Raw genomic sequence first — 25,857 nt, 5'->3', positions numbered from 1 at the left:
CGCTCCCGAACGGTTGATCCCCTTCAGGCAATGATTCGGCAAAGCCGCTTGATCGGGAAATGGTCGGGCCCCTGCCCGCTGTTGCACTCCGTGGAGGGCGGCGGCGGCCCTCCGGCAGGCATGCCCACAGCGAGGAGGAACGCCACGTGAGCCAGTACGTCAGCAGGCTCGGGCGACGCTCCCCGTCAGCCGCCACCCGGCTCCGGCTGCACCGGCGCCCCCGCCGCGTCGCCATGCTCTCCGTGCACACCTCCCCCCTCCACCAGCCCGGCACCGGCGACGCCGGCGGCATGAACGTCTACATCGTGGAGCTGGCCCAGCGGCTCGCCGCGATCAACATCGAGGTCGAGATCTTCACCCGGGCCACGGCCGGCGGACTGCCCCCCGCGGTCGAGCTGGCTCCCGGCGTCCTGGTCCGGCACGTCGACGCGGGCCCCTACGAGGGCCTCGCCAAGGAGGACCTCCCGGCCCAGCTGTGCGCCTTCACGCACGGCGTGATGCAGGCGTGGGCCGGCCACCGTCCGGGCCACTACGACCTCGTCCACTCCCACTACTGGCTCTCCGGCCACGTCGGCTGGCTCGCCGCCCAGCGCTGGGGCGTCCCCCTGGTGCACGCCATGCACACCATGGCCAAGGTCAAGAACGCCAGCCTGGCCGACGGCGACACCCCCGAGCCCGCCGCCCGGGTCATCGGCGAGACGCAGATCGTGGCCGCCGCCGACCGGCTCGTCGCCAACACCGAGGAGGAGGCCGGCGAGCTGCTGCGGCACTACGCGGCCGACCCCGCCAAGGTCGCCGTGGTCCACCCCGGGGTGAACCTGGACCGCTTCCGCGCCGCCGACGGCCGGGCCGCCGCCCGCGCCCGCCTCGGCCTGCCCCCGGACGCGCTGATCCCGCTCTTCGCCGGCCGCATACAGCCCCTGAAGGCGCCGGACATCCTCCTGCGCGCCGTGGCCCTCCTGCTGGAGGAGCGCCCGGAGCTGCGCTCGCGCATCCTCGTCCCGGTCGTCGGTGGCCCCAGCGGCAGCGGGCTCGCCAGGCCGGAGGGCCTGCACAAGCTCGCCGCCCGGCTGGGCATCGCGGACGTCGTGCGGTTCGTCCCGCCGGTCGGGCAGGAGCGGCTGGCGGACTGGTTCCGGGCCGCGTCCGTCCTCGTCATGCCGTCCTACAGCGAGTCCTTCGGCCTGGTCGCCATCGAGGCGCAGGCGGCCGCGACCCCCGTGATCGCGGCCTCGGTCGGCGGGCTGCCCGTGGCCGTGCGCGACGGCGAGACCGGCTTCCTCGTCCAGGGCCACAACCCGGCCGACTACGCGCGCGTGCTGCGCCGCTTCGCCGACGAGCCGGCCCTGACTCCGCGCCTGGGCGAGGCCGCCGCCCGGCACGCCCAGTCCTTCGGCTGGGACAGGGCGGCCGCCGCCACCGCCGACGTCTACACGGCCGCGACCCAGTCCCACCGCCGTCACGTACGCTCGCACCATGGGTGATGTCGAGAAGGCCGGACAGGTTCTGGAGGCCGTCTTCAAGGACGCCGGACTGGAGTGGGAGAACCCCGAGCCGGGGAACTACGTCGTCACACTCCCCGGCAGCCGCAAGCTCTCCACGACGGTCGCCTTCCTCGTCGGCCGCCACTCCCTCTCCCTCAACGCCTTCGTCATCCGCCACCCCGACGAGAACGAGCCGGCCGTGCACCGCTGGCTCCTGGAGCGCAATCTCCGCCTGTACGGCGTCAGTTACGCCGTGGACCGCCTCGGCGACATCTACGTCACCGCGCGCCTCCCCCTCGCCTCCGTCACCCCCGACGACGTCGACCGCCTCCTCGGCCAGACCCTGGAGGCCGCCGACGGCGCCTTCAACACCCTCCTGGAACTGGGCTTCGCCTCCTCCATCCGCAAGGAGTACGCCTGGCGGGTGTCCCGCGGCGAGTCCACGCGGAACCTGGACGCGTTCAAGCACCTGATCGAGCGTCCGACGGACTGACCGGCGGCCGGAGCGTCAGGAGGAGGCCGACCGGAGGGACGGGTCCGGACGCGGGCTCAGGACGGGTCCGGCCGGGGCCGGTCGGTGCCGCCGCTGTGGTCGAGTTCGTCGGTGAAGGCCGCGGGGTGGTGGCCGTGGCGCCGCGCCCCGAACGGGAGCCGTGGTCCGAGGGCGCGGCGAGTGCCACGCCGAGGGCGGCCAGGGCCGCGGCGCCCGCGACGGCGACCGAGAACCGTCTGAGCGGCAGCGAGCGGGTGTGGCTGGATGCACCGCGCGGAGGTGGCGGTTCCTGTGCTCTCTGTGTGTCATCCATGTCCGGAGACCAAGCAGCGGTGATCGGCGGACGGGCGGCTTCGGCCCGTTCCCCGGGGTCCCGTACGACCCCTTCCCTTCCGAGGCGCAGCGGTGGCATGCTCACGGCCGACGCATTCCTGAACCTTGTTCATATTCATGAATTCGACGGATGGTGGACATGAACGGCGACGCACACCTCACCAGAAGGACCCTCCTCGCCGGCGCCACCGCCGTGGCCCTGGGCGCCGCGACCGGTACCGCCCACGCGGCCGAAGTCCCGCCGCTCTGGCAGGAGTTCCGGCGCACCCCGTTCACCCACCCGCAGATCCCCTACGTCGGCCGCTCCGGCTGCCGCGCCGGCGCCACCCGCCTTCCCCGTCCCCCGGTCGTCGCCGACGTCACCGCCTTCGGCGCCGTGGCCGACGGCACCGCGGACTGCGCCCCCGCGATCAACCGCGCCCTGGCCGCCGCCGCGAGGGCCGGCGGCGGCACGGTCACCGTCCCACCCGGCACCTACCGCGTCGACGACGTCATCCGCATCGCTCACTCCGGCGTCGTCCTGCGCGGCGCGGGCAGCGGCCGGACGACCCTGTACGCGACGCGGAACCTCACCGAACTGATCGGCGTCTACGGCTCCCGCTACGGCGGCGACAAGTCATCCTGGTCCTGGGCGGGCGGCCTTATCTGGCTGGCCCCCGAGGCCCGCTGGCAGTCCCTGACCGCCGCCATCAGGGCCCGGGCCTGGCCCTTCGAAGGCTGGACCGGCAACACGCGCGACGAGTGGACCACCCTCACGACCGTCGCACCGGCGCGCCAGGGCTCCTGGACGATCACGGTCGCCGACGCCCGGGCACTGCACCCCGGCCGGCTCGTCCTCCTCCGCCTCGCCGACGACCCCGCCCACACCCTCCTCCAGCACATGGCGGGCGGCGGCCCGGGCCCGGCGTCGTACTCCTGGGAGGACAAGACGAAACTGACGTCCTACGTCCCCTACGAATGGCCCGTCCGCATCACCCGCGTCCACGGCCGCCGCGTCACCCTCGAACGCCCCCTCCCGCTCGACGTCCGCCCCGAATGGGACCCCCGGCTGACCACGCACGTCCCCGAACTGACCGGCTCCGGTGTCGAGGGCCTGACCCTGGAGGCCGTGCAGACCGCGCAGTCACCGCATCTCCTCGACAAGGGCTACAACGGCGTCGTCCTCCAGTGCGCCTACGACTGCTGGGTGGACGACGTCACCGTCCGGCACGTCGACAACGGCTTCGGCCTGGTCGCCGCCTCCGCCTGCACCCTGCGCCGCACCCGGGTCGCCGGCCGCGGCGCGCACCACCCGTACTTCTGCCGCGAGGGTTCCCACGACAACCTGATCGAGGACTTCACCATCGAGGAACGCACGGTCCCCGCACCCCCGGACACCCAACTGCACGGCATCAACGTCGAGGGCCTGTCCTCCCACAACGTCTGGTCGCGCGGCGACATGCGGATGGGCACCTTCGACAGCCACCGCGGCCTGCCCTTCGCCAACGTCCGCACCGACATCACCGTGAACAACAACGGCCGGCACGGCGGGGACGCCAGCGCCGGGCCCCTGTTCGGCGCCCGCTTCACCCACTGGAACATCCGGGTCACCAACGACCGCGCCGGCCTGGTGAGGATCGACGGCCTGGCCCCCTGGTCGGCGACCGTCGGACTGAACGAGGTCCGCGAGTTCGACCAGATCGACATCCCCGACTTCACCGGCGACCCGCACGCCCGCCTGGAGTCGTACGGAACGACGGACGCCGTGCGCCCGCGCAACCTGTACGAGGCTCAGCGCGCGCTGCGGTAACGCCCCGGCGTCACCCCGACCAGCCGCCTGAAGTGCCGGGTGAGATGGGCCTGGTCGTGGAACCCGGTCACCGGCGCCACCTCGCCCGGCGCCAGCCCGTCCAGCAGCAGCCGGCGGGCCCGGCCGACCCGGCGGGACATCAGGTACTGGTGCGGGGGGATGCCGTACGCACCGCTGAACGCCCGCACCAGATGCGCCGGATGGGCGTGCAGCAGCCGCGCGGCCTCCGCCAGCGCGATCCCGTCGACGACCCGGGCGTCCAGCAACTCCCGCAGCCGGACGGCGAGTACCGGGTCACGGTGCCGGCGCGGCACGTCCGCCCGGTGCCGCAGGTGGTCCCGCAGCCGCTCCCCGACGAGCGTCAGCCGGCTCTCCGCCTCCAACTCGTCCCCGGGCCGGGCGAGAGCGGCGTGCAACTGCCCGACCCGCAGCCGCAGTACCGGATCCCGGAGGTCCGGCCCGTCGACGGCCGCACCGATGAACTCGTCCCCGAGCCGGCTGCTGTCGAGGTAGACGACCCGCTTGCGGAACCCGCCCGGCGTGGCCGGCGAACCGTTGTGCGGCACATGCGGCGGCAGCAGCGACACGGTGTCGTGCGGGGTGCCGTGCTCCTGCCGGTCGAGGTCGTACCGTACGGCCCCGTCGTCCACGATGAGCAGCGTCCAGGCGTCGTGGACGTGCATCGGATAGGCGTACTCGGTGAAGTGGGCGTGGAAGACCTCGGTGACCCCCGGGACACGGGGGCGCCACGCGGTGACTTCCTGCCGGACGGACATGCAAAGAACGTACAAGACGAGGGCGTACGGCGGTCGGCAGTCTCGTCCCATGAGCACTGAACCCCGCCGCCACGACACGAAGATCGCCGTACTGCTCCGCACGGACCTGGCCCCCTGGCAACGGCTGAACGTCACCGCGTTCCTGGTCAGCGGTCTGGGCGCGGTGGCCCCGGAGGTGATCGGCGAGCCCTACGAGGACGCGGACGGGGTCGCGTACCTCCCCATGTTCGGACAGCCCGTGCTGATCTTCGAGGGCACCGAGGAGACCCTGCGGGCGGCCCACGGCAGGGCGCTGAGCCGCGCCCTGCCCCGGGCGGTGTTCACGGCCGACCTGTTCACCACCGGCGACGACCACGACAACCGGGCGGCGGTGCGGGCCGTGTCCACCGCCGGCCTGGATCTGGTCGGGCTGGCGGTGTACGGCCCGCGCAACGGCGTCGACAAGGTGCTGAAGGGCGCGCGCATGCACCCGTGACTCCGCGCCCGGTCTCAGCCGAACATGCCGGGCACGTAGTCACCGGCCGGCTGCCGCACGATGACGTTGACGCGGTTGTAGGCGTTGATCACGGCGATCAGCGCGATCAGTGCGGCGAGCTGGTCCTCGTCGTAGTGCTTGGCCGCGTTCGCCCAGGCCTCGTCCGTGACGCCGCCGGCCGCGTCGGCGATCCGGGTGCCCTGCTCGGCCAGCTCCAGCGCGGCCCGCTCCGCCTCGGTGAACACCGTCGCCTCCCGCCAGACCGCGACCATGTTCAGCCGGGTGGCGCTCTCCCCGGCAGCGTCGGCGTCCTTGGTGTGCATGTCCGTGCAGAACGCGCACCCGTTGATCTGGCTGGCCCGGATCTTCACCAGCTCCTGCGTGGCGGCCGGCAACGCCGACTCCGTGATCACCTTGCCCGCCGTGTTGAAGTGCTTGAACAGCTTCCCGGCCAGCGGGTTGTTCAGAAGGTCGAGCCGAGCTTCCATGATCTGCTCCTACGTGGTCGATGCGGCTTGCACCTCATTGACGGCCACGCCTTGCGGGATGTGACATGGGGACGTGTGGCCCGCGTCACGTGCGGTGCGGCCCGTCTCCCACTCAGGCCGTACGGACCTCCACCTCCGTGTCGGTCCGCATGACGCCCGGTGCCGGCCGTTGTGCCGGCAGGCTTCGCATCACCACCGCGTACCCGATCCCGGCCACCGTGCCGACCACCGCGCACATGCCCCACAGCCACTGCGCGCCGAGGCGGTCGATGACCGTGCCGGACATCAGGGGCGCGACCAGCGCGGCGACGGACCAGGAGAGGCTGTACACCCCCTGGTAGCGGCCCCGGCCGTGGACGGGGGAGAGGCGGACGACCAGGCCGGTCTGGGTGGGGGCGTTGACGATCTCGGCCAGGGTCCACACGCAGACGGTCAGCATGAAGGCACCGACCGAACCGGCGAGGACGGTGAGCCCGAAGCCGTATCCGGCGAGCAGCGAGGAGGCGACCAGCAGGGTGCGTGGGTCGCGGTGTTCGATGAAGCGGGTGACGGGGATCTGGAGAACCACGATCAGGATGCCGTTGACGGCCACGGCGCTGCCGTAGTCGGCGGGGGAGAACCCGGCCCGGCCCATCGCCACCGGCAGTCCGACCGAGCCCTGCTGGAAGACCAGGGCGACGAGGAAGGACAGCCCGACGACGGCCATGTACCGCCCGTCCCGCAGCACCGTGCGCAGGCCGACGTCCGCCGCCCCCGCCTGCCGGGCCGGAGCCGCGGGCCGGGACTCCGGCACCCGGATGAAGACGACGACCGCGCAGGCCAGGGTCATCCCGGCCTCGATCAGGAACCCGGTGAGATAGCTGACCTCGGCGATGAACCCGGCGGCCATCGAGGAGACGGCGAAGCCCAGGTTGATGGCCCAGTAGTTGAGGGAGAACGCCCGCACCCGGTCCTCGGGGCGGACGATGTCGGCCATCATCGCCTGCACGGCCGGCCGGGAGGCGTTGGAGGCCATGCCGACGAGGAAGGCGACGCCGGCGATGGCGACCGGGTCGGTCACGAAGCCCAGCAGGGCGACGGAGGCCGCCGTGGCGGTCTGGGCGATGAGCATGGTGGGCCGCCTGCCGAACCGGTCGGCCATGACCCCGCCGCCCAGCGAGGAGACGACTCCCCCGAGCCCGTGCAGCGAGGCCACGAGACCGGCGTACGACGCGGAGTAGCCCCGGTCGAGGGTGAGGTAGAGGGCCATGAACGTGGCGACGAACGCGCCCAGCCGGTTCACGAGCGTGCTGGTCCACAGCCACCAGAAGGCGGGAGGGAGTCCGGAGACGGACTCCCGGGCAGCACGTCTCAGACCGGTTGGTGACATTCGCGATCCCCCGCACAAGTAAGTGGCCCGACTGGCATGCGCACCTTACCGAAGCGGCTCACGGTGACGCCAGCCGTTTAACGGGGCGCGGGGACGGCCGGGGTGGGAGGAGGGGGACTGCTCGGGCCCGGGGCGTGCCTCGCCCAGCTCGCGGGACGCGTCCGGCGTCAGTTCGCGGGGCGGGTCGGACGTGCCGGCACCGCTGCTGCCCTCACGGTCGCCGCCGCTCCCGCGGGACCCGCCGCCGGGGTCTCGCCGCAGGCACCATGGGCACCTCGCGCCCCACGAGTCCCACGACCGAGCCCCGCGCGTCCCGTACGCCCCGCACGGTCCGTACGTCCCCCGGCCGCCCCGCTCCGGGCGGCCTCCCGCAGTGGCCCGGCCGGATGGGACCCGCCGCGCGCCGTCCGCTCGAAGCGGCTGGGAAAGGGGAACTTCCGCTCCAGGAACGCCCCGACGGCCGTGCGGACCGCCGCCCGGTCCGCCGGGTCGGTGTCCACGTCGTTGAGGCAGAAGAAGTCGACGTCCTCGCCGGCCGTCAGCCGGGCCAGGCGGCGCCGCATGTCCGGTGTGCCCAGCTGCACGTACCGGAAGCGGTAGTCGGCCGGGACCGCCCGGCCCGTCGCGATCGCCCAGTGGTGGTGCAGCGTCGACGCCGGAGCAACGTCGGCGGTGGAACGGAACCGGGAGTACGACGTCCGCTCCAGCTCCTCGATGCCGAGACCCTCCATCTCCCTCATCACCGACAGCAGTTGAGGGTGCGGGGTGTGCAGCGACTTGTGTGTGGCGTACCGGCCGTGGAAGCGCCGGATCACCTCGCGCGCGTTCTTCCCCGCGGAGTTCGGCGCCGGCTCCAGCGGATGCGGGGCCCCGGCGCCCAGCTTCAGCGGAGACAGCGGGATGCGGGCGATGCCGTTGCCGTGGAAGAAGTGCCCCGCGCCCACCGGGCGGTTGATGAAGACGTCGTCGTTGAAGTACAGGTAGTGCTCGGACAGGCCGGGTATGCGGTGCAGCCGGCTCTCGATCGCGTGCGAGTTGAAGACGGGCAGCGCGTCGGCCGGGAGGATGTCCCGGTGGTCGACGACGGTCAGGCCCGCCGCCTCCGGGTCCAGCCAGGAGGGGATCTGGGAGTCGGTCACCAGGTAGACGTGCCGGACGAACCCGGCGTACATCTCCAGCGAGCGCAGCGCGTACCTCAGTTCGTCATGGCTGGTGTAACGGGACGCGCCGGTCTCGCGGGCGGCGATGGCGCTGTCGGCGAGCACTTGGTGCGCGCGGCGCTTCACGGCCATCGCCGGGTCGTCCCCGTCGACCCACGTGTACACGACGTCGACGGGGAAGCACACCTCGTCGATGCCCGGCTCGGCGAACGCCGCGAACGTCGGCACACCGCGCCGCGGCCCGGCGGTGCCCACGGCCGCGTTCAGGTCCGCGGTCACCGTGGCGGGCTGCCGTGCCGTGTCCGGCAGTACCTCGGACACGGCGTTGCGGCGCGGTGCGACCAGCGCCGGACCGAAATCGTCCGCCAGCCTGCTGCCGGGCACGGTGAGATGCCCCGGATCCCCGCCCAGCTCCCGGCCGTACCGCCAGAACTCCAGCTCGCAGCCCGTCTCCAGCCCGGTGAGCACCTGCCCGCCCGGGCCGAGGCGCACCACACCGGTACGCAGCACCGGCGCCCGCCGCAGCACCCGCGGCAGCCGGCCGTCGGCCCACAGCACCGCGCCCGTCACGGTGCCGTCCGGCCCGACCGCACCGACGTACCCGGCGGTGGCGGCCAGGTGCCGCGCGGCCTGGGCGAGGACCGCGCCGCGGTGGGACTCCTCCACCCCGATCACCCGTCGCGGCGCAGCGGACCCCTGGTCGGCGGGGACCAGGAAGTACGGGACGCCGGCCGCCTCCAGCAGGGCGCACACCCGCTCCAGGTCGGCCGCGGCGGCGCCCGCGGCGGTGTAGGCGGCGACCGTACGCCCGTACAGCCGCGCCGGCCCGCATCTGATCCGGCGCAGCCCCGGGACACCCGCCCGCAGCCGCCGGCGGGCAGGGGCCGCGCGCAGCGCCCAGAGCCGGGCCGACAGCCACAGCCACAGGCGCGACAGGAGGTCGCGGACGGTCCGCAGCCCCGTCGGCCGGGCCGCGAAACGGTGACGGACGTCCATGGCCGCGGCCCGTCAGCTCTGCGTCTCGAAGGAGGCCGGAGCGCAGACCGAAGGAACCGCCTGCCGCGCCACCGCGACCGCGGGAGCCGTCCGCGGCTTCTCGAAGGGGCTGGGGAAGGGGAAGTAGTTCTCCAGGAACTCGTGCATCCGCACGCCGACCTGCTCCCGCTCCTCCGGCGGCACGTCGACGTCGTTGAGGCAGAAGAAGTCGAACCGGCGGTTGCGCCGCAGGTCGGCCAGGCGACGCTCGGCGTCCGGGCGGCTGATGTTCACGTACCGGAAGTTGAACTTGCCGGGTACGCCGCGGCCCGTCATCAGCGCGTACTGGTAGAGCAGCGGCGCCGTCACCGCGATGTCCTGCGGCGAGCGGAACCGGGACGCGGTGGTGCGGCGGATGTCCTCGGGGAACAGCTCCTCCAGCGCCTGGAGCGTCGCGCGCTGCTGCGGCAGCGGGGTGTGCATGAAGTTGTTCGTCGTCATCCGCCCGAACGCCTCCAGCAGCAGCCGCCGTACGTTCTTGCTGGCGGAGTTGGTGGCCGTCTCCTCGGCGTGCGGCTCACCGACGCCGATCTTGAGCGGGGAGACGGGGATCTTCATCAGGCCGCTGCCGAAGAAGAAGTGCTCCGGGGTGATACGGCGGCCGACGAAGACGTCGTCGTTGAAGTACAGGTAGTGCTCTGACAGGCCGGGTATGTGGTGCAGCCGGGTCTCGATCGCGTGCGAGTTGAAGACGGGCAGGACGTCCGCGGGAAAGATGTCCCGGTGGTCGACGACCGTGATCCCGGGGGCGCTGTCGTCGAGCCAGTGCGGCTTCTGGCCGTCGGTGACGATGTAGATGTGCCGTACGAAGTCGGCGTACATCGCGAGGGAGCGCAGCGAGTACTTCAGCTCGTCGTGGCTGGTGTAGCGGGAGGCGTTGGTCTCCTTGTCCAGGATCTCGGCGATGCCGCCTTCCTGGTAGCGGGCCCGCTTGGCCCGCATCGCCGGCTCCTCGCCGTCCACCCACGTGTAGACGACGTCGACGGGGAAGGTCACCTGGTTCACCGTCGGCAGGGTGAGCGGGGCGAAGCTCGGCAGCTCCCGGTCCCCGACCCGGACGGTGACCGGCGTCTGCTCGGCGGCCGGCAGCACGTCCGTGATCCCGTTGTTGCGGGGCGTGACCAGCGACTCGGCGAAGACGCCGGCCGACGCCTGCGGCTGCACCTTGGCCAGCCGCCGGGGCCCGTCGGCGGACGCGAGGAGCTCCGCTCCGTCCTCCCAGAACTCCACGTCGCAGGCCAGTTCCGGCCCGGCCAGCAGCTGCCCGGCGGGCCCGAGGTGGTTCTCCCCGATCCGCAGCACGGGGGCCGTGCGCAGCGGGGCCGGAAGCGCGCCGTCGAGGAACAGCGCGGGATGCTTGAGCTGCCCGCCCGGCAGGGGGCGGCCGATGAACACGGCCGTGTCGGCGTTCAGGGCCTCCAGGGCGGCGAGGAACCGCTCCCGGTCCACGACGTTCACGGCGACCGTGTGCCGGATCCGGGACGACGAGGGCACCAGGAAGTAGGAGACGCCTTCCCGCTCCAGCGCGGTGACCACCAGACCGAGGTTGGACGCGGCCGCCTCGGTCGCGCTGAACCGGTCCACGACCCTGCCGTACAGCTGCTGGCCGCGCACGGCCACCGGACGCAGCACCGGATCGGTGACCGCCGCCTTGCGGCGCCGCCGCATCGTACGCAGCTGCCACACCCGCTCGGCGGCCTTCCGCTCGACCCGCGGACGCATCCGCCGCGCAAAGGAACGCACGGTCACGTTCTGGGCTCCTCTTCGTCGGCCCCGACCTTCCTGACGACAACAAGACAGTCAGATGTGACGAAAGGTTGTAGAAGAATTAACCGGAACGTGCAGAAGAGGTCCGCGACGACCCCGGTCCCCGGCCGGGTGGCCCGTGCCACCCCCTCGGCGGGCGGCGCGGCCCCGAGACCCCTTAGGTAGGCTGAAGGCCATGGCCGACGCACCGTACAAGCTGATCCTCCTCCGCCACGGCGAGAGCGAGTGGAACGCGAAGAACCTGTTCACCGGCTGGGTGGACGTCAACCTCAACGAGAAGGGCGAGAAGGAGGCGGTCCGCGGCGGTGAGCTGCTCAAGGACGCCGGCCTGCTGCCCGACGTGGTCCACACGTCCCTCCAGAAGCGCGCCATCCGCACGGCCCAGCTCGCGCTGGAGGCCGCGGACCGCCACTGGATCCCCGTCCACCGCTCGTGGCGCCTGAACGAACGCCACTACGGCGCCCTCCAGGGCAAGGACAAGGCGGCCACGCTGGCCGAGTTCGGCGAGGAGCAGTTCATGCTCTGGCGCCGCTCGTACGACACCCCGCCGCCCCCGCTGTCGGACGACTCCGAGTTCTCCCAGGCCCACGACGCGCGCTACGCGGCGATCCCCCCGGAGCTGCGCCCGCGCACGGAGTGCCTCAAGGACGTCGTCACCCGGATGCTCCCCTACTGGTACGACGCGATCGTCCCCGACCTCCTGACCGGCCGCACGGTCCTGGTGGCCGCCCACGGCAACTCGCTCCGCGCCCTGGTCAAGCACTTGGACGGCGTCTCCGACACCGACATCGCGGGCCTCAACATCCCGACGGGCATCCCGCTCTCCTACGAACTGGACGCCGACTTCCACCCGATCACCCCGGGCGGCACCTACCTCGACCCCGACGCGGCGGCGGCGGCGATCGAGGCGGTCAAGAACCAGGGCAAGAAGAAGTAGGTATTGCGATCATGCCCCCGACCTGCGCGTATGGCGCGGGGCGGGGGCATTTTCACGGCCTGGGCCCTCTGTGGGACCTCAGCGCGGCGGCTCGTGCGGCGGTCGGAGTGCCTGACCGAGAGCCTGCTCGTCGTCTGATTCCTCCTCCGAGTCGGCCCGGTTCAGGGCGTCGGCTCGCTTGTTATGCGGCCGATCCAGGCCCTGTGGGCCCAGGTGCTCAGGTCCTGACCGTCAGGTACTGCCAGCCGCCCCACGTGCTCACGTTGGTGGTGTCCTTCGAGCTGTGGACGTACTCCGAGCGCACCCGGAATCTCTGGTCGACCGCGTGGGAGAGGCTCAGCTGCGCCGCCACGGCGCTCTTGGAGCCGAGCGTGAAGCAGCCCGAGGTGCTGAGCGTGTGCCAGGCACCGCTGTAGTACTGCTGGACCTGGAAGTGCACGCACTGGCCGGACTTGTTCGGCGACACGGTCGTGGTCACCGTCGGCTGCGCCGTGTGGTGGTAGACGCGGTAGGTGGTGCCGCTGTACGTGGTGGTCGTGTAGTAGCCGCTCAGGGCCTGCGCGACCTTCACCTGGTCGCTCACGGCGCGGGTGGCCGTGGCCGGGGAGTAGCGGTAGTCGCCCGCGTAGGACGCGGTGAACGTCGTGTTGCCCGCAAGCTTGTACGTGGCCGTCAGGTTGCCCTTGCTGTCCACGGTGCCCGTCTTGACCAGCGTCTTCTTGCCGCCGGCGGGCGTGGCGTAGAGCGATACCGTACGGCCGTTGTACGTGGTGCCCAGGTGGGCGGTGACGGTGGCTGTCGCGCCGTACGCGTAGGTTGAGGCGTTGGCGGCCACGGACAGGCTCGTCGTGACGCGCGAGACCTGGACGATCGCGGAGGCGGTGGCCGCCCGGTGGTTGGTGTCGCCCGCGTAGCTGACCGTGTAGGTGTTGGCGCCGCCGGTGGAGGGGGTGTCCTTGACGGTGATCGTGCCGTCGGCGGCCACGGGGGCCGTCCACGTCACGGGCGTCGTGGTGTGCGCCGCGTCCGTGCGGGTCACGGTGACCGTCTCGCCGCTGCCGTACGGGCCGTCGCCCAGCACGGCGCCGAAGCTCAGCGCGGCGCCGCGCGTGGCGGTCGCGGGGGCCTTCAGTGTGAGGGCCGGGGCGTAGGGGGAGATGATGGTGCTCACGTCGTTCGAGCCCGGCTGGTGCGTGATGTCACCCCCGAACGACAGGCGGTAGGTGAACCATCCGGCTGTCCCCGGGTCGTCGGTGACCGTGAACCGGCCGGTGGCCGGGTCGAGCGGGGCCGCAGGGAGCTGCGTCGACTCGTGGGTGTCCTCGTTCGTCCGGGTCACCTGGACGGTGTCGCCCTGTGCGAAGGGGCCGCGGCTCAGGTCGGTCATGACCGTGCTGGTGAAGGCCACCTTGTGCGGCGCCGCCGAGCTGAACTCCGGGTAGGGGATGGACGTTCCGACCCTGGACACCCCCACCGTCAGCGAGGTGGTCGCGGGCCGGTGCGTCGCGTCGCCGGCGTAGGACACCTCGTAGGTGTACGTGCCCTCGTCCTGGCGGGTGTCGGTGATGCCGAACGAGCCGTCCGCGCCGACCGTGGCGTCGGGCAGATCGGTGCCGTCGCGGGTGACCTTCAGCGTGGCGCCGGCCGGTACGAAGCCGTGGCCGCCCACCGTTCCGTTCACCGTGAACTGCCGGGCGGGGATCGCGTACGGCGACGGGGCGTTCAGGGACAGCTTGGTGTCCGTGAGCTTGGCCTCGCCGAAAACGTCGAGGGCGTAGGACCCGTTGTCCTGGGTGACGGCATAGAGCGTGCGGCCGTCGGCGCCCCAGGCGAGGCCGTCGGCGGCGACGGTGCCGGCCGAGAAGGCGAAGTGGTTCTCAGCGATCTGGTCGGCCGCGTAGACGTAGGCGCCCGCGCCCGAGCCCGCGGTGCTGCCGAGGGCGATCGTGCCGTCGGAGTCGACCGCGACGGAGTCCGGGGAGGAGCTGACGCCGCCGGTGTAGTACGCGTAGGGCTTGGCGGCGCTGAGGTCCGCCGTGCTGTACACGTACACGGAGGCTGACTGCGGAACGAGCAGTTTCGTGCCGTCCGCGGTGACCTGGATCGGGCCCGTCGCGGCGCCGCCGAGGCCCATGTCGACCTTGAGGGAGGGGGTCCCGGAGGAGACGTCGTAGGTGGCGATGTGGGTCATGGAGGACTGGGCATCCGTCACCGCGAGCACCCCGCCGCCCGTGCTGAGAAGGGGGGCGGCCGACCAGTGCGGCATGACGGGCTGCGGGGTCGGCGCGGGGTCGGCGACGGAGGGGTCCACCGAGCCGACGGTGCCCTTGCCGTCGTCGGCCGTGTAGCCGTACCAGACCTTGCCGCCAGCCACGGCGACGGAGACCGGAGTGCTGGCGGTGCCGGTGCCGACGCGACCGGTCTCGGTGAGCGTCGCCGTGTCGATGGCGGCGATCGCGTCGCCGTCGGTCAGGGCCGCGTACAGCGTCTTGCCGTCGGCGGACAGTGCGAGACCGTCAGCGCCCTGCTCGCCGTCGATGGTGGTGACGGGGTTGCCGGACAGATCGGTCACCACGATGCCGGTTGTGCCGGCGCCCTGGCTGAAGAAGAGGTGCCGGTGCGCGCCGTCGACCACCATGTGGGCGTAGTGCGACAGCGGTAGCGCGGCCGTGCTGTCGCCGTCGGCCCAAGCGACAGGACCGGTGAGGCCGACGGTGGCGGTGGTCAGACCTGCGACGACGGATATCGCCGCCGCGAGCGAGACCTGCTTGAGGCGCATGGGACTCCTGGAGAGAGCGCGGACAGGCAGCCGTACGACCACGCCTGTCGCTGACAGAACGGCCGACAGGGGGGTGCCGGACACGCATGAGACCGCTGACCTCTCCTTTTGGTTGTACTGCTGCGTCGTGAGGTTCGGGGGCTGCGTCGTCAGGCTCGGGGCACACCGCGGTCGGATGCCAACTGCGGGGCAACGTGCTTCGCAAGCCCTCTGGGGGAGCGCGCACTTGGCCGCCGACCGTTCTGCGTCAGAGTGGGAGATCGTCGGGGAGTACCCGGAACGCCTTGTAGTGACCCAGCGGGCGTACGGCCCGGAAGTCCCGTCGGTCGAGGGTGAGAAGCGCGTCCGTGTCGTAGTCGGCGGCGAGCGCCACGTTCACCGCGTCGGCGAGGTCGAGGTTCAGAGCGCGGTAGCGGGCACGGACGGACTGGGCGGCGCTCAGGTGGTCCTCCGTGATCTCCGGCATGGCGACACGCCCCCGCCCCATCCAGCGCCGAAGGTCGTCGACCGCGCTGAGGGCGGCTTCCCTGCCGAGCTCACGCGTCGCCACGTGATCCAGTTCGGCCAGCAGAAGCGGGGACATGACCAGCAGACCCGCTGCCATGATCGCCTCGTTGGCCGCCCGGTGTTCCGGATGGGCGGAGTCCAGGGCTGCCAGGAGGCCGGACGTATCGGCGATGACGATGATCACGCGGCGGATCCGGAACCCGAGCCGGTCTCACGCCGGACGGCTTCTGCCACCGCGTCGCGGACCTCCGACTTGGACAGCGTGCCGCCCGGCCCCTCGAAGGTACGTGAGAAGAGCGGCTCGTCCCAGACCCGGTTCGCCATGGCTGCGAGGTGGATGCCCTGGCGGATGATTTCGGCCTCGCTTATGCCCCGGCGCTTGGCGGCCTCCTTGATGATGGCCAGGTCTTCGGGGTCGGCGTAGACGTTGGTGCGCTTCATGGACATGTACCAAGGGTAGTCCACGTACCTGGTGGGGGAGGGGTGCGTCATGGGACCTGCCTCGCATCAGGGCGCGCGTCTGCCCAGGTCGGTAGCTATCCGGGTGAGCCGTCTCTGGGGGCATACGAGGCCGAGGCCGCCCGGGAGGAGTACGTCCGGAAGGGACCCTCTGCTCGCGGGTCCTCCGTCGGCAGGGGGCCCGTCGGGTGCCGGGGTGGGCTCCGGAAGGCTTGGTCCGGGAGCGTCGTCACAGGTCGACGCGGTGACGTGGGACGGCTCGCCGCCAAGTGACCGACGCCCGCGGCGGGTCGCTGGGCGGACCCCGCAGGGACTGTCACGATGCGCGCATGACATCCCGTACGGACGCTGCCGCGAAGCCGGTGGGGGCACGGCTCGTCCTGCTGACCCTTGCGGCAGGCCAGTTCCTGATGGCTCTCGACAGCTCCGTCATGAACGTGTCGATCGCGACCGTGGCCGAGGACGTACACACCACGGTGACCGGCATCCAGGGGGCTATCACGGCCTACACCCTGGTGATGGCGATGTTCATGATCCCCGGCGGCAAGGTCGGTGCCCTGATCGGCCGCAGACGTGCGTTCATGATCGGCTGTGCCGTCTACGGCTGCGGCTCGCTGACCACGGCGCTTGCGCCTGATCTGACCATCCTGCTGATCGGCTGGGCGTTCCTCGAGGGAATCGGCGCCTCGCTCATCCTGCCCGCGATCGTGACGCTCGTGGCGAGCAACTTCGCCGTGGAACGCCGTCCGGCCGCCTACGGGCTCGTCGCGGCCGCGGGGGCCGTGGCGATCGCGCTGGGACCGCTCATCGGGGGTCTCGCGACCACGTACTTCTCCTGGCGCTGGGTGTTCGCCGGTGAGGTGGTCATGGTCCTCGGCATCCTGCTGCTGGCCCGCCGGATCAACGACGTACCGGTCGGCGAACGCGCGCGGATCGATCGCGTCGGCATCGTGCTCTCCGCCCTGGGGCTGGGGATCTTCGTCTACGGGGTGCTCCGCTCGGACGAGTGGGGCTGGTTCCAGCCCAAGCCCGGCGCCCCTTCCTGGCTCGGGGTCTCGCTGGTCGTGTGGCTGATGCTGGCCGGTCTGCTCCTGCTGTGGCTCTTCCTCCGCTGGGAGGTCCGCGTGGTGGAGCGACGAGGGGAACCACTCGTGGACCCGGCCATGCTGCGGAACGAACAGCTCACCGGCGGCCTCACGATGTTCTTCTTCCAGTACCTCGTACAGATGGGCGTGTTCTTCGTCGTACCGCTCTATCTGTCGGTCGCCCTGGGCCTGTCCGCGCTCAAGACCGGCGCCCGCATCCTGCCCCTCTCCCTGACCCTGCTGGCGGCCGCGGTCCTCATCCCACGCCTCTTCCCGGACGTCTCGCCGCGTCGGGTGGTACGGCTCGGGGTCCTCGCACTGCTCGCCGGCGCGGTGATCCTGATGGCCGCGCTCGACGTGGACGCCGGTGGGGAGATCGTCACCATCCCCCTTCTGCTGATCGGGCTCGGCATGGGCGCCTTGGCGTCCCAGCTAGGTTCGGTCACCGTGTCAGCGGTGCCGGAATTACAGAGCGCGGAAGTCGGTGGCGTCCAGAACGCCGTCACCAACCTCGGGGCCTCGATCGGTACGGCACTCGCCGGATCGATCATGATTGCCGCCCTCACGTCGTCGTTCCTGACCAGCGTCGAGCAGAACCCGGCAGTCCCGGACCAGGTCAAGAGTCAGGCTTCCGACCGGCTGCGCGCCGGTGCCCCTTTCCTGTCGGACGCTCAGCTGGAGAAAGCCCTCGGCGACGCCGGTGTGAGTGAGCAGGTATCCCAGGGCGTAGTCGACGCGAACACCGAAGCGAGGCTCGACGGCCTGCGCGCCGCACTCGCGGCCCTCGCTCTCGCCGCTCTCCTCGCCCTGTTCTTCACCTCACGGATCCCGACCGCCCAGCCTCGAACGAAGGGGCCGTAGCCCCGGGTGGAGAGGCCACGACGGCCGAAGGGGTGAGCCCCCTCGGCATCGGCACCTCGACAGGTACCTCCGCCCACACTGTCTTGCCGACCGGGTGGCGTGGCGCCGATCCCCACCGCGCGGCCAGGACGTCCACCAGAAGCAGTCCCCGGCCGGACTCGCCCTCCGGGTACGACGACGGTGGCGACGCCGGTGGCCGCTTGGCCGACGCCGCGTCCGCGACCTCGATACGGACCAGGCCCGTAGCCGCGTCGAGGATGAGCCGGAGGCCGAAGTCCCGTCCGGGTACTCGACCGTGCCGCACGGCGTTCGCCGCGAGTTCGCCGACGACCAGGGCGACCGTGCACGACGCGTCCGAGGCCGGCGGGTAACCCCACTCCGCCATCTGCCGGACGGCGAGCCGCCGGGCGAGCTGCGCACCACGCGGAGTGGAAACGAACTGTGCCGAGCAAGAGGAGAGTCCGCGTGCCGCGGTGGACCCGCTCGGCTCGTCTCCCGGGCTGGTGGTTCCTGTGAGCACGGCTTGTCCGTCCTTCTCTGTCGAGCGCGAGGCATCCCATGGGTACGCGAGTCGTCACGTTCCGTGCACAAGAGTCGTCTCGCCGCCCTACGCTCGCCAGGTGAAGCAGGCTTACCTTTCGAGCCGTAAGAGACGGAAGTGACGCTTTGGCCAACGCAATTGACCCCAGTGCGTCGATGGCGGCCCTGTTCGGCGCGCGGGTGCGCAGGCTCCGTACGGCGGCCGGACTGACCCAGGCGGAGCTCGGCGAGAGAACGCACGTCGTCAGCACGCGGATCACGCAGATCGAGCGCGCGTCCGGGGCGAAGCCGACCCTGGAACTGGCGCGTGCGCTGGACACCGTCCTCGGTGCGGACGACCTGCTCGTCGAGCTGTGGCCGTACGTGTACCGGGAAGCGTTCCCCGACTGGTCGCGCAAGTTCATGGAGTACTCGGAGCGGGCGGTGGCCATCAGGCAGTACGCGGCTCACGTGGTGCCTGGTCTGTTGCAGACGGATGAGTACGCGCGAGCGGTGCTGAAAGTCGGTCGAACGCTCGGCAGCGAGGAGCAGTTGGAGGAGCGGATCGCCCTTCGTCTAGGACGACAGGAGCGTCTCCACGCAGTAGACCGGCCCAAGCTGTGGGTGGTCCTCGACGAAGCAGTGCTCAGGCGTCCCGTCGGTGGCCATGTGGTGATGCGGGACCAGTTGACGCGGCTGCTCGGGACGGCGACGGAATCGCACATCACCGTGCAGGTACTGCCGTTCGACCAGGGCGAGCACGATGTCATGGGCGGCTCGCTCACTGTGCTCACCATGCCGGACGGCTCGGAGATCGCTTATACGGAGGGCGCGCACTACGGCCAACTCATCGAGGATGGGGACGAGGTCAGGAGTTTCGCACTGACCTACGATCTGCTGCGGGCGGCAGCTCTGCCCCCGCTCATGTCACTCGACATGATCCGATCCGTGATGGAGGGCAACCACCGTGCAGCGAAGGTCCCATCCCGATCTGACCGGCGCCGCTTGGCGCAAGAGCAGCTACAGCAATCAGGAAGGGGGCGACTGCGTGGAGGTGGCCGAAGGGTTCCCGGCCGTCGTCCCGGTTCGTGACAGCAAGGCCCCGCACGGGCCGGCGCTGTGCTTCGGGACCGCCTCCTGGGACTCCTTCATAGGCGAGTTGAAGGACGGGCACCGCCGTTCCTGAGGCGGCCGGGGGCCGGTCGTCGGCCCCGTTCCGGGCTCACCGGACCCTTGTCCGCGAGGTTCCGGTGGGCCACTGACCTCCTGAAAGAACCGGGGGAGAGAACTACCCGCCCACCCACCCTCCCTCGCGAGGGAGCCCGCGTCACCCGTCCGAGTGACCAGCTTGCCGAGGAGGGATACGGACGGTTACGTCCGCCCCGACAACCGCAAACAGATACGGCCCCCGGCCGGGACGGCAATCCCGATCGAGGGCCTGACCGATCAGGAAGTGAACACCTTCCCGATGGCACGCGCCGACGCCGGAACACCGACCTCCGGCGTGATCCACGTACGCACCCGCCTGACGGCCGACTTCACCGTGATCTCCAACGCCCTCGCGCAGCGGCGCGGCAGCGCGGTCACGATCGGCGTCGCGGCCTACATCGCTTCCCTGCCGGACGGCTCCCGCGTGAGCATCGCCGCCCTGTGCGAGCACTTCACCGAGGGCGAGATCCTGATCTCGCGCGCGCTCGGCGAACTCGAAGCCGCCGGTTACCTGGAACGCCGCCGCGAACGCCTGCCCACCGGGCAGATCCGCACCCGGACGTACTTCTACGACGTACCCGGTGCTCTTCCGTCCCTGGCCGGGCCGCCGAAGCCGCCCGCAGCGGACACGGTGCCGCCTCCGCCACCTCCCACCACCGAACCGGCGCCCGCCCGTCCTCGCCCGGAGGAAACGGCGGCGCTCTCCGACGCCGACCCACCCACGGGCAGTCGCCGTGCTGACCTCCCTCCGCCGCGTCGATCCACGTCTCGTCCTGTCCGAGCGGGAGGCCGTGGGGCTGGCGCCGGCCGAGGCTGCCGGTACGGCGAAGGCCGGTGTGAAGGGTGCTCACACCGGCCCCTGGATGTGGGTCAGCCGCACTGGCAGGGGTTGCCCGACTGGCATCCGCAGCCGCATCCCGAGCCGCAGCCGCACGCGCCGAACAGCGGAAGGCTCCTGATCTCGGCGGGCCGGTCGGTCTCGCGCTCCTGAGTGGGATCGGGGGTGGTGCCGGGGGATTCGGCCATGGGTCCCTCCTAGACGCTGGGGCAGGGATGCCCTCGCCCCATTCATGCCCGCCCCGCCGGGCGCATCAACGGCGCACGGAGGCGCCCCCGCGCCCGGCCGGGTGGACGGAGGCGCCCCCGCGCCCGGCCGGGAGGACGTCGAGTCCCCTGCCCTCCGGTCCGGGAGCCGGCCGTGAGCCCTGGCGGCCCGGTGTCCCCGGCCACCACCCCGGACTCGGCGGGCCGAAACGTCCCTTCGGCACCCCGGGGCGGCGCCGGGCCGAAACGTCTCTTCGGCACCTCGTGGGACGGCTACGCGCCCTCGACCCCCGTGACCGGCTGGACATCCGCCTGGAGGGCGTCCGCGTGTTCGCCCGTGACGAGGTAGACGACCCGCTTGGCGACGGCGACGGCGTGGTCGGCGTAGCGCTCGTAGTAGCGGCCCAGCAGGGTGACGTCCACGGCCGTCTCGATGCCGTGCTTCCAGCGCTCGTCGATCAGGTGCTGGAACAGCGTGCGGTGCAGCAGGTCCATCTCGTCGTCGTCCTGCTCCAGCTGGAGCGCGAGGTCGACGTCCTTCGTGATGATCACCTCGGCGGCCTTGGCCATCAGGCGCTGCGCGAGCTGGCCCATCTCCAGGATGGTGGCGTGCAGGTCCTGCGGAACGGCCCGGTTCGGGAAGCGCAGCCGGGCCAGCTTCGCCACGTGCTGGGCGAGGTCGCCGGAGCGCTCCAGGTCGGCGGACATGCGCAGCGACGTGACGACGATGCGCAGGTCCGTGGCTACCGGCTGCTGCCGGGCCAGCAGGGCGATCGCCCGGGCCTCCAGGTCGTGCTGGAGTTCGTCGATCTTCTGGTCGGCCTCGATCACGCTCTCGGCCAGTTTGAGGTCGGCGTCGAGGATGGCGGTCGTGGCGCGTCCGATCGCCGATCCGACCAGCCGGGCCATCTCCACCAGTCCGTCGCCGATCGAGTCAAGTTCCTCGTGGTACGCGTCCCGCATCAGGGTTCCCTCTCGTACGTGTGCTGGGGGGTCTACGGGGGATGTGACACCAGGCGCCCCGTGGCGAAACCGGCGGTGCGAACCCCACGCTCCCACGTTCCGTCCCGTACGCGTCCGTTTCCGCCACCCCAAATGAACCACCACCGGCCCCCAGGTGAACTCTGGGCGACGAGTGTTCGAGGTCGCACCTCGGTGGCTGTGGGCATGTCGTACCCCATGCCTAACCTAAAGGCATGGACGTGAACGCGGCGGTCGCCGCAGCGGCAGCGATCGCCGGGGTACTCACCGGTGTCATCGCCATGCTGGCGTTCCGCTGGAGTGAACGCGACCAGAAGCGGCCGACCAGGACTTCTCTGCACACCGATGCCGTACTGCCGCCCGGCGTGGACACCGTGCTGTCGGTGCTGCGCTCCTCCGCCGTCGTCCTCGACGAGGCGGACGCCGTGGTCAAGGCCAGCTCCGCCGCGTACGCCCTCGGGCTGGTGCGCGGCGGGAAGCTCGCCGTGGAGCCGATGCTCCAGATGGCGCGGGACACCCGGCGGGACGGCGAGATACGGCAGGTCGAGCTGGACCTGCCCCGGCGCGGCACCGGACGCGGCGAGGCCCTCGCGGTCTCCGCGCGGGTGGCGCCGCTCGGCTCGCGCCTGGTCCTGCTGCTGGTCGAGGACCTGACGGAGGCCCGCAGGATCGAGGCGGTACGACGAGACTTCGTGGCGAACGTCAGCCATGAGCTGAAGACGCCGGTCGGCGCGCTGTCCCTGCTCTCCGAGGCGGTGATGGACGCCTCCGACGACCCCGAGGCCGTGCAGCGCTTCGCCGGCCGGATGCAGATAGAGGCGACCCGGTTGACCAACCTGGTGCAGGAGCTGATCGACCTGTCGAGGGTGCAGAACGACGACCCCCTGGAGGACGCCGAGCCCGTCCGGGTGGACGAGCTGGTCGCCGAGGCCGTCGACCGCTGCCGCCACCAGGCCGGTACGAAGCAGATCACCATGGCCGCCGGAGGCGCCGACGACCTGCGCGTCTGGGGCAACCGCGGCCAGCTGGCCGCCGCCCTGGGCAACCTGGTGGAGAACGCCGTCAACTACTCGCCGGCCCGCACCCGCGTCGGCATCGCCGCCCGGCAGATCGCCGCACCGGGCGGTGACATGATCGAGATCGCCGTCACCGACCAGGGCATCGGCATCTCCGACAAGGACAGGGAGCGCATCTTCGAGCGCTTCTACCGAGTCGACCCGGCCCGTTCGCGGGCCACCGGCGGCACCGGCCTGGGTCTCGCCATCGTCAAGCACGTGGTCGCCTCGCACGACGGGGAGGTCACGGTGTGGAGCGCCGAAGGCCAGGGCTCCACCTTCACCATCAGGCTGCCGGAGGCGGCCGCGGCCCGCGACCGCGCACAGCAGCACCCCGACCTCGAGGACGAGGCCGGCCCCGACCCATCCCCGTACGCTTCGCTTCCCGCCCCGGAGGTCCTTCCGTGACCCGAGTGCTCGTCGTCGAGGACGAGGAGTCCTTCTCCGACGCTCTGTCCTACATGCTGCGCAAGGAGGGCTTCGAGGTCGCCGTGGCGGCGACCGGTCCCGACGGACTGGACGAGTTCGAGCGCAACGGCGCCGACCTGGTCCTCCTCGACCTGATGCTGCCGGGACTGCCCGGCACCGAGGTCTGCCGCCAGCTGCGCGGCCGTTCCAACGTCCCCGTGATCATGGTGACCGCGAAGGACAGCGAGATCGACAAGGTCGTCGGTCTGGAGATAGGGGCCGACGACTACGTCACCAAACCCTTCTCCTCGCGGGAGCTGGTGGCCCGTATCCGCGCGGTGCTGCGCCGCCGCGGCGAGCCGGAGGAGGTCACCCCCGCCGCGCTGGAGGCGGGCCCGGTCCGCATGGACGTGGACCGGCACGTGGTGACCGTCAGCGGCTCCAAGGTCGACCTCCCGCTGAAGGAGTTCGACCTGCTGGAGATGCTCCTGCGCAACGCGGGCCGGGTGCTGACCCGCATGCAGCTCATCGACCGGGTCTGGGGCGCCGACTACGTGGGCGACACCAAGACCCTCGACGTCCACGTCAAGCGGCTGCGCGCCAAGATCGAGCCGGACCCGGGCGCGCCGCGCTACCTGGTGACGGTGCGGGGGCTGGGCTACAAGTTCGAGCCGTAGGCCGTCGGGCCGCAGGGCGCGGCACGTGCGTACGGCGAAGGGCGGCACCCCGCGCGGGGTGCCGCCCTTCGCCGTACGGGCGGTTCAGTGACCGGCGGCCGACTGCGAGGCCGAGTCACTCGGGGTGACGGGCGCGGAGGCGCTGGACGACGAGCTCGCCCGGTCGCCCTTGCCCGGCTTGCCGGTCGCGGTGGCGGTCGCGCTGCCGGAGGCCGTGGCGCCGGGGGCGCCGGGGGCGGACGCGGAGGCGGACGGGATCTCGGACGGACCCCACTGGCCGAAGTAGCTGCTGGCCGGGACGACGAAGGCACGCAGGCTCACCTTGCCGGCCTTGCTGAAGGTGAAGGTGATCTCCTGGGCGTCGCCGTCCTTGACGGCCTCGCGGCCGCTGGGCAGCACCGCGGAGGCGTTGCCCTTGCCGCCGAGGATCAGCGAGCCGCCGGCCGGGACGGTCAGGCTCTGCCCCTTGGCGGCCTTCAGCTGGGCGGACGTGCCGCTGCCCGCCACGGTGACCGACTGGAGGGTCTGGGCGGTGCTGCCGTTGTTGAACAGGTTCGCGGAGATCACCGCGGGACCCGTCGCCTTCAGGTCGGGCTGGGTGATCACCACGGCGTTCTGGATCTTGATGTCACCCACGTGGATGGCCGCGTTGTTCGGCTGGATCTCCAGCGTCTGGGCGTTGTTTCCGGCGCCGCAGGCGGCGAGCGAGGCGATCGAGAAGGCGATGGCGGAGGCGGCGAGGGCGCCGCGTCGAAGGCTGCTGCTCACGGCGGCGGCAACTCCTTGAACGCGCGGGCGGCTCCCCTGATAAAGCCGCCCTAAGGGTCTGTCAGCGGCCTCAGGTTACCGAGCCGTTCCCGGACGGCCGCACCCGACCCTCCCCCAAGCAGCGGCCTTCCCTCCGGGTGGGGGTACCCCGCGGACCCGCGAGCGGCACCCTCGTCACATTGCGGGGCCGCGCGTCCGCCATTCACATAACGCGGCGGGCGAGCGGCTCGCGGGAAACGGCGAGAGGTCCGCGCAAGAACGTCCAGAGGTCCGCGGCAAGAACGGCGAGAGCTCCGCGGCAAGACACGCGACATCCTCGCGGCTTCACTCGCGAGTTTTCCGTGGAGGATTCCGCACCGCCCCCGATATTGATCACGGAGCGCCGCTCCGGCGGCCGTTGATCAATTCCGGATTCGGCTCACATCCGCCCGTGGTCACCGAACGGAGTAGCGGAAGTCGTACGCTTGGAAGCGGACATATCAGGACGTTCAGCCACTCGGGGTGACCTGCCCGGGTGTGTGACGTACTCGTTTCAGCCCGCCCGCAGAGCCCCTCCGACCTGCGAATACCCGCTTCCGCAGGCGCTCCGCAGCACGTTCCGGTTGCTGTTGTCAACCCCCGAGATATGCCCTGACCTGCGAAAACGCCATTCAGAAGCCGCCGTATCCGTGTTACCCTGGATAGCCACGGAAGGGGTACCTGTCACATGACGTTCAAGGTTGGCGACACCGTGGTCTATCCCCATCACGGGGCCGCGCTGATCGAGGCTATCGAAACTCGCCAGATCAAAGGCGTGGACAAGACCTACTTGGTGCTGAAGGTCGCCCAGGGTGACCTGACGGTACGTGTGCCAGCGGACAATGCGGAGTTCGTCGGCGTGCGTGATGTGGTCGGTCAGGACGGGCTGGACCGGGTCTTCGAGGTGCTGCGCGCGCCGTATGCCGAGGAGCCCACGAACTGGTCGCGTCGTTACAAGGCAAACCTGGAGAAGCTCGCCTCGGGCGATGTCATCAAGGTCGCGGAAGTCGTGCGTGACCTGTGGCGCCGTGAGCGCGAGCGCGGACTGTCCGCCGGTGAGAAGCGCATGCTCGCCAAGGCCCGCCAGATCCTGGTGAGCGAGCTGGCCCTCGCGGAGAACACGAACGAAGACAAGGCCGAGGCCCTGCTCGACGAGGTACTCGCCTCCTGACGCGCAGCGGCAGCGAACCCTCGCTTCCGGAAACGCCCAGCACAGTAAATGCCGCGGTGCCCGATGACACTTACCCTGTCGCCGGGCGCTGCGGCATGTTCGTCCCCGGAAGAACCGCGGCAGAACCCCCGAAGATCCCCGAGGGCCGGACGGGACGCCGGAACGCCTGCCGCACCTCCGGAGAAGCCCCCGTACGCCTCGTGCCGGACC

General features: G+C 71.3%; 22 protein-coding genes and 1 pseudogene. 12 read left to right on the top strand and 11 right to left on the bottom strand.

Annotation, left to right across the window (positions count from 1 at the left end):
• Positions 1-146: 146 nt before the first annotated feature.
• The 3 genes from mshA (at position 147) to ACGFT1_RS34225 (ending at position 4,099) form a co-directional block, all read left to right on the top strand.
• Positions 147-1,484: a D-inositol-3-phosphate glycosyltransferase gene (mshA, locus tag ACGFT1_RS34235; RefSeq protein ID WP_373912881.1), complete on the top strand. Its 1,338-nt coding sequence runs from the start codon at positions 147-149 to the stop codon at positions 1,482-1,484.
• On the top strand, positions 1,477-1,977 hold the full coding sequence (locus ACGFT1_RS34230; RefSeq protein WP_373912880.1) for a YbjN domain-containing protein: 501 nt from the start codon (positions 1,477-1,479) through the stop codon (positions 1,975-1,977). The genes mshA and ACGFT1_RS34230 overlap by 8 nt, the downstream gene beginning before the upstream one ends.
• Positions 1,978-2,449: 472 nt before the next feature.
• Positions 2,450-4,099, top strand: coding sequence for a glycosyl hydrolase family 28-related protein (locus ACGFT1_RS34225; RefSeq protein ID WP_373912879.1), 1,650 nt, complete (start codon positions 2,450-2,452; stop codon positions 4,097-4,099).
• Here the strand turns inward: ACGFT1_RS34225 and ACGFT1_RS34220 are convergent.
• Complete coding sequence (locus tag ACGFT1_RS34220) at positions 4,081-4,875, bottom strand: AraC family transcriptional regulator (RefSeq protein ID WP_373912878.1); 795 nt, start codon at positions 4,873-4,875, stop codon at positions 4,081-4,083. The two genes, ACGFT1_RS34225 and ACGFT1_RS34220, sit on opposite strands and share 19 nt — an antisense overlap.
• Between ACGFT1_RS34220 and ACGFT1_RS34215 the strand changes: the two genes are divergently transcribed.
• The gene (locus ACGFT1_RS34215; protein ID WP_373912877.1) at positions 4,874-5,350 is read left to right on the top strand and encodes a DUF2000 family protein; all 477 of its coding nucleotides are present in this window, start codon (positions 4,874-4,876) and stop codon (positions 5,348-5,350) included. The two genes, ACGFT1_RS34220 and ACGFT1_RS34215, sit on opposite strands and share 2 nt — an antisense overlap.
• 14 nt (positions 5,351-5,364) lie before the next feature.
• Here the strand turns inward: ACGFT1_RS34215 and ACGFT1_RS34210 are convergent, their stop codons facing one another.
• The 4 genes from ACGFT1_RS34210 to ACGFT1_RS34195 form a co-directional block, all read right to left on the bottom strand.
• On the bottom strand, positions 5,365-5,838 hold the full coding sequence (locus ACGFT1_RS34210; RefSeq protein WP_373912876.1) for a carboxymuconolactone decarboxylase family protein: 474 nt from the start codon (positions 5,836-5,838) through the stop codon (positions 5,365-5,367).
• A gap of 112 nt (positions 5,839-5,950) precedes the next feature.
• Positions 5,951-7,207 (bottom strand): MDR family MFS transporter, encoded by a 1,257-nt coding sequence (locus ACGFT1_RS34205; RefSeq protein WP_373912875.1) that lies wholly within the window; start codon positions 7,205-7,207, stop codon positions 5,951-5,953.
• A 167-nt stretch (positions 7,208-7,374) separates the two neighbouring features.
• Positions 7,375-9,363 carry a stealth family protein gene (locus ACGFT1_RS34200; protein ID WP_373912874.1) on the bottom strand — a complete coding sequence of 663 codons (1,989 nt, stop codon included), beginning with the start codon at positions 9,361-9,363 and terminating at the stop codon, positions 7,375-7,377.
• A gap of 12 nt (positions 9,364-9,375) precedes the next feature.
• A complete protein-coding gene (locus tag ACGFT1_RS34195; protein ID WP_373912873.1) occupies positions 9,376-11,151 on the bottom strand; it encodes a stealth family protein in 1,776 nt (591 codons plus the stop codon).
• Positions 11,152-11,344: 193 nt separating this feature from the next.
• Here ACGFT1_RS34195 and ACGFT1_RS34190 point away from each other — a divergent pair, with 193 nt between their 5' ends.
• Positions 11,345-12,106 (top strand): phosphoglyceromutase, encoded by a 762-nt coding sequence (locus tag ACGFT1_RS34190; RefSeq protein WP_373912872.1) that lies wholly within the window; start codon positions 11,345-11,347, stop codon positions 12,104-12,106.
• Positions 12,107-12,323: 217 nt separating this feature from the next.
• On the opposite strand, the gene ACGFT1_RS34185 is transcribed toward ACGFT1_RS34190, so the two are convergent.
• From ACGFT1_RS34185 to ACGFT1_RS34175, 3 genes are all read right to left on the bottom strand, one after another.
• Positions 12,324-14,885: a hypothetical protein gene (locus ACGFT1_RS34185; RefSeq protein WP_373912871.1), complete on the bottom strand. Its 2,562-nt coding sequence runs from the start codon at positions 14,883-14,885 to the stop codon at positions 12,324-12,326.
• 247 nt (positions 14,886-15,132) lie between these two features.
• Positions 15,133-15,576 (bottom strand): PIN domain-containing protein, encoded by a 444-nt coding sequence (locus ACGFT1_RS34180; protein WP_373912870.1) that lies wholly within the window; start codon positions 15,574-15,576, stop codon positions 15,133-15,135.
• Positions 15,573-15,839 carry a CopG family transcriptional regulator gene (locus ACGFT1_RS34175; protein ID WP_373912869.1) on the bottom strand — a complete coding sequence of 89 codons (267 nt, stop codon included), beginning with the start codon at positions 15,837-15,839 and terminating at the stop codon, positions 15,573-15,575. The genes ACGFT1_RS34180 and ACGFT1_RS34175 overlap by 4 nt, the downstream gene beginning before the upstream one ends.
• 341 nt (positions 15,840-16,180) lie before the next feature.
• Here ACGFT1_RS34175 and ACGFT1_RS34170 point away from each other — a divergent pair, with 341 nt between their 5' ends.
• Positions 16,181-17,797, top strand: a complete 1,617-nt coding sequence (locus ACGFT1_RS34170) for an MFS transporter (RefSeq protein ID WP_373912868.1) — start codon at positions 16,181-16,183, stop codon at positions 17,795-17,797.
• Here ACGFT1_RS34170 and ACGFT1_RS34165 read toward each other — a convergent pair.
• A complete protein-coding gene (locus ACGFT1_RS34165) occupies positions 17,751-18,317 on the bottom strand; it encodes an ATP-binding protein (RefSeq protein ID WP_373912867.1) in 567 nt (188 codons plus the stop codon). The genes ACGFT1_RS34170 and ACGFT1_RS34165 overlap by 47 nt on opposite strands.
• A 176-nt stretch (positions 18,318-18,493) precedes the next feature.
• Here ACGFT1_RS34165 and ACGFT1_RS34160 point away from each other — a divergent pair, with 176 nt between their 5' ends.
• From ACGFT1_RS34160 to ACGFT1_RS34150, 3 genes and pseudogenes are all read left to right on the top strand, one after another.
• On the top strand, positions 18,494-19,408 hold the full coding sequence (locus tag ACGFT1_RS34160; RefSeq protein ID WP_373912866.1) for a helix-turn-helix domain-containing protein: 915 nt from the start codon (positions 18,494-18,496) through the stop codon (positions 19,406-19,408).
• Positions 19,365-19,502, top strand: coding sequence for a DUF397 domain-containing protein (locus tag ACGFT1_RS34155; RefSeq protein ID WP_373912865.1), 138 nt, complete (start codon positions 19,365-19,367; stop codon positions 19,500-19,502). Before ACGFT1_RS34160 ends, ACGFT1_RS34155 begins: the two co-directional genes overlap by 44 nt.
• 282 nt (positions 19,503-19,784) lie before the next feature.
• Positions 19,785-20,340 (top strand): annotated as a pseudogene (locus ACGFT1_RS34150) (hypothetical protein); the annotation flags it as partial.
• A 502-nt stretch (positions 20,341-20,842) separates the two neighbouring features.
• Here the strand turns inward: ACGFT1_RS34150 and phoU are convergent.
• Positions 20,843-21,532: a phosphate signaling complex protein PhoU gene (phoU, locus tag ACGFT1_RS34145; protein WP_373912864.1), complete on the bottom strand. Its 690-nt coding sequence runs from the start codon at positions 21,530-21,532 to the stop codon at positions 20,843-20,845.
• Positions 21,533-21,765: 233 nt separating this feature from the next.
• Between phoU and ACGFT1_RS34140 the strand changes: the two genes are divergently transcribed.
• The gene (locus ACGFT1_RS34140; protein WP_373912863.1) at positions 21,766-23,013 is read left to right on the top strand and encodes a sensor histidine kinase; all 1,248 of its coding nucleotides are present in this window, start codon (positions 21,766-21,768) and stop codon (positions 23,011-23,013) included.
• Positions 23,010-23,690 (top strand): response regulator transcription factor, encoded by a 681-nt coding sequence (locus tag ACGFT1_RS34135; protein WP_010358452.1) that lies wholly within the window; start codon positions 23,010-23,012, stop codon positions 23,688-23,690. Before ACGFT1_RS34140 ends, ACGFT1_RS34135 begins: the two co-directional genes overlap by 4 nt.
• 84 nt (positions 23,691-23,774) lie before the next feature.
• Here the strand turns inward: ACGFT1_RS34135 and ACGFT1_RS34130 are convergent, their stop codons facing one another.
• Positions 23,775-24,458: a DUF461 domain-containing protein gene (locus ACGFT1_RS34130; protein WP_373912862.1), complete on the bottom strand. Its 684-nt coding sequence runs from the start codon at positions 24,456-24,458 to the stop codon at positions 23,775-23,777.
• Positions 24,459-25,164: 706 nt separating this feature from the next.
• Here ACGFT1_RS34130 and ACGFT1_RS34125 point away from each other — a divergent pair.
• Positions 25,165-25,647 (top strand): CarD family transcriptional regulator, encoded by a 483-nt coding sequence (locus ACGFT1_RS34125; RefSeq protein ID WP_003953493.1) that lies wholly within the window; start codon positions 25,165-25,167, stop codon positions 25,645-25,647.
• The last annotated feature ends 210 nt before the right edge of the window (positions 25,648-25,857 follow it).

It is taken from the genome of Streptomyces sp. Y20 (genome assembly GCF_043195475.1).
GTDB lineage: Bacteria > Actinomycetota > Actinomycetes > Streptomycetales > Streptomycetaceae > Streptomyces.
Note: the sequence above shows the minus strand (reverse complement) of the source record. Positions and strands in the feature narration are given on the sequence as shown.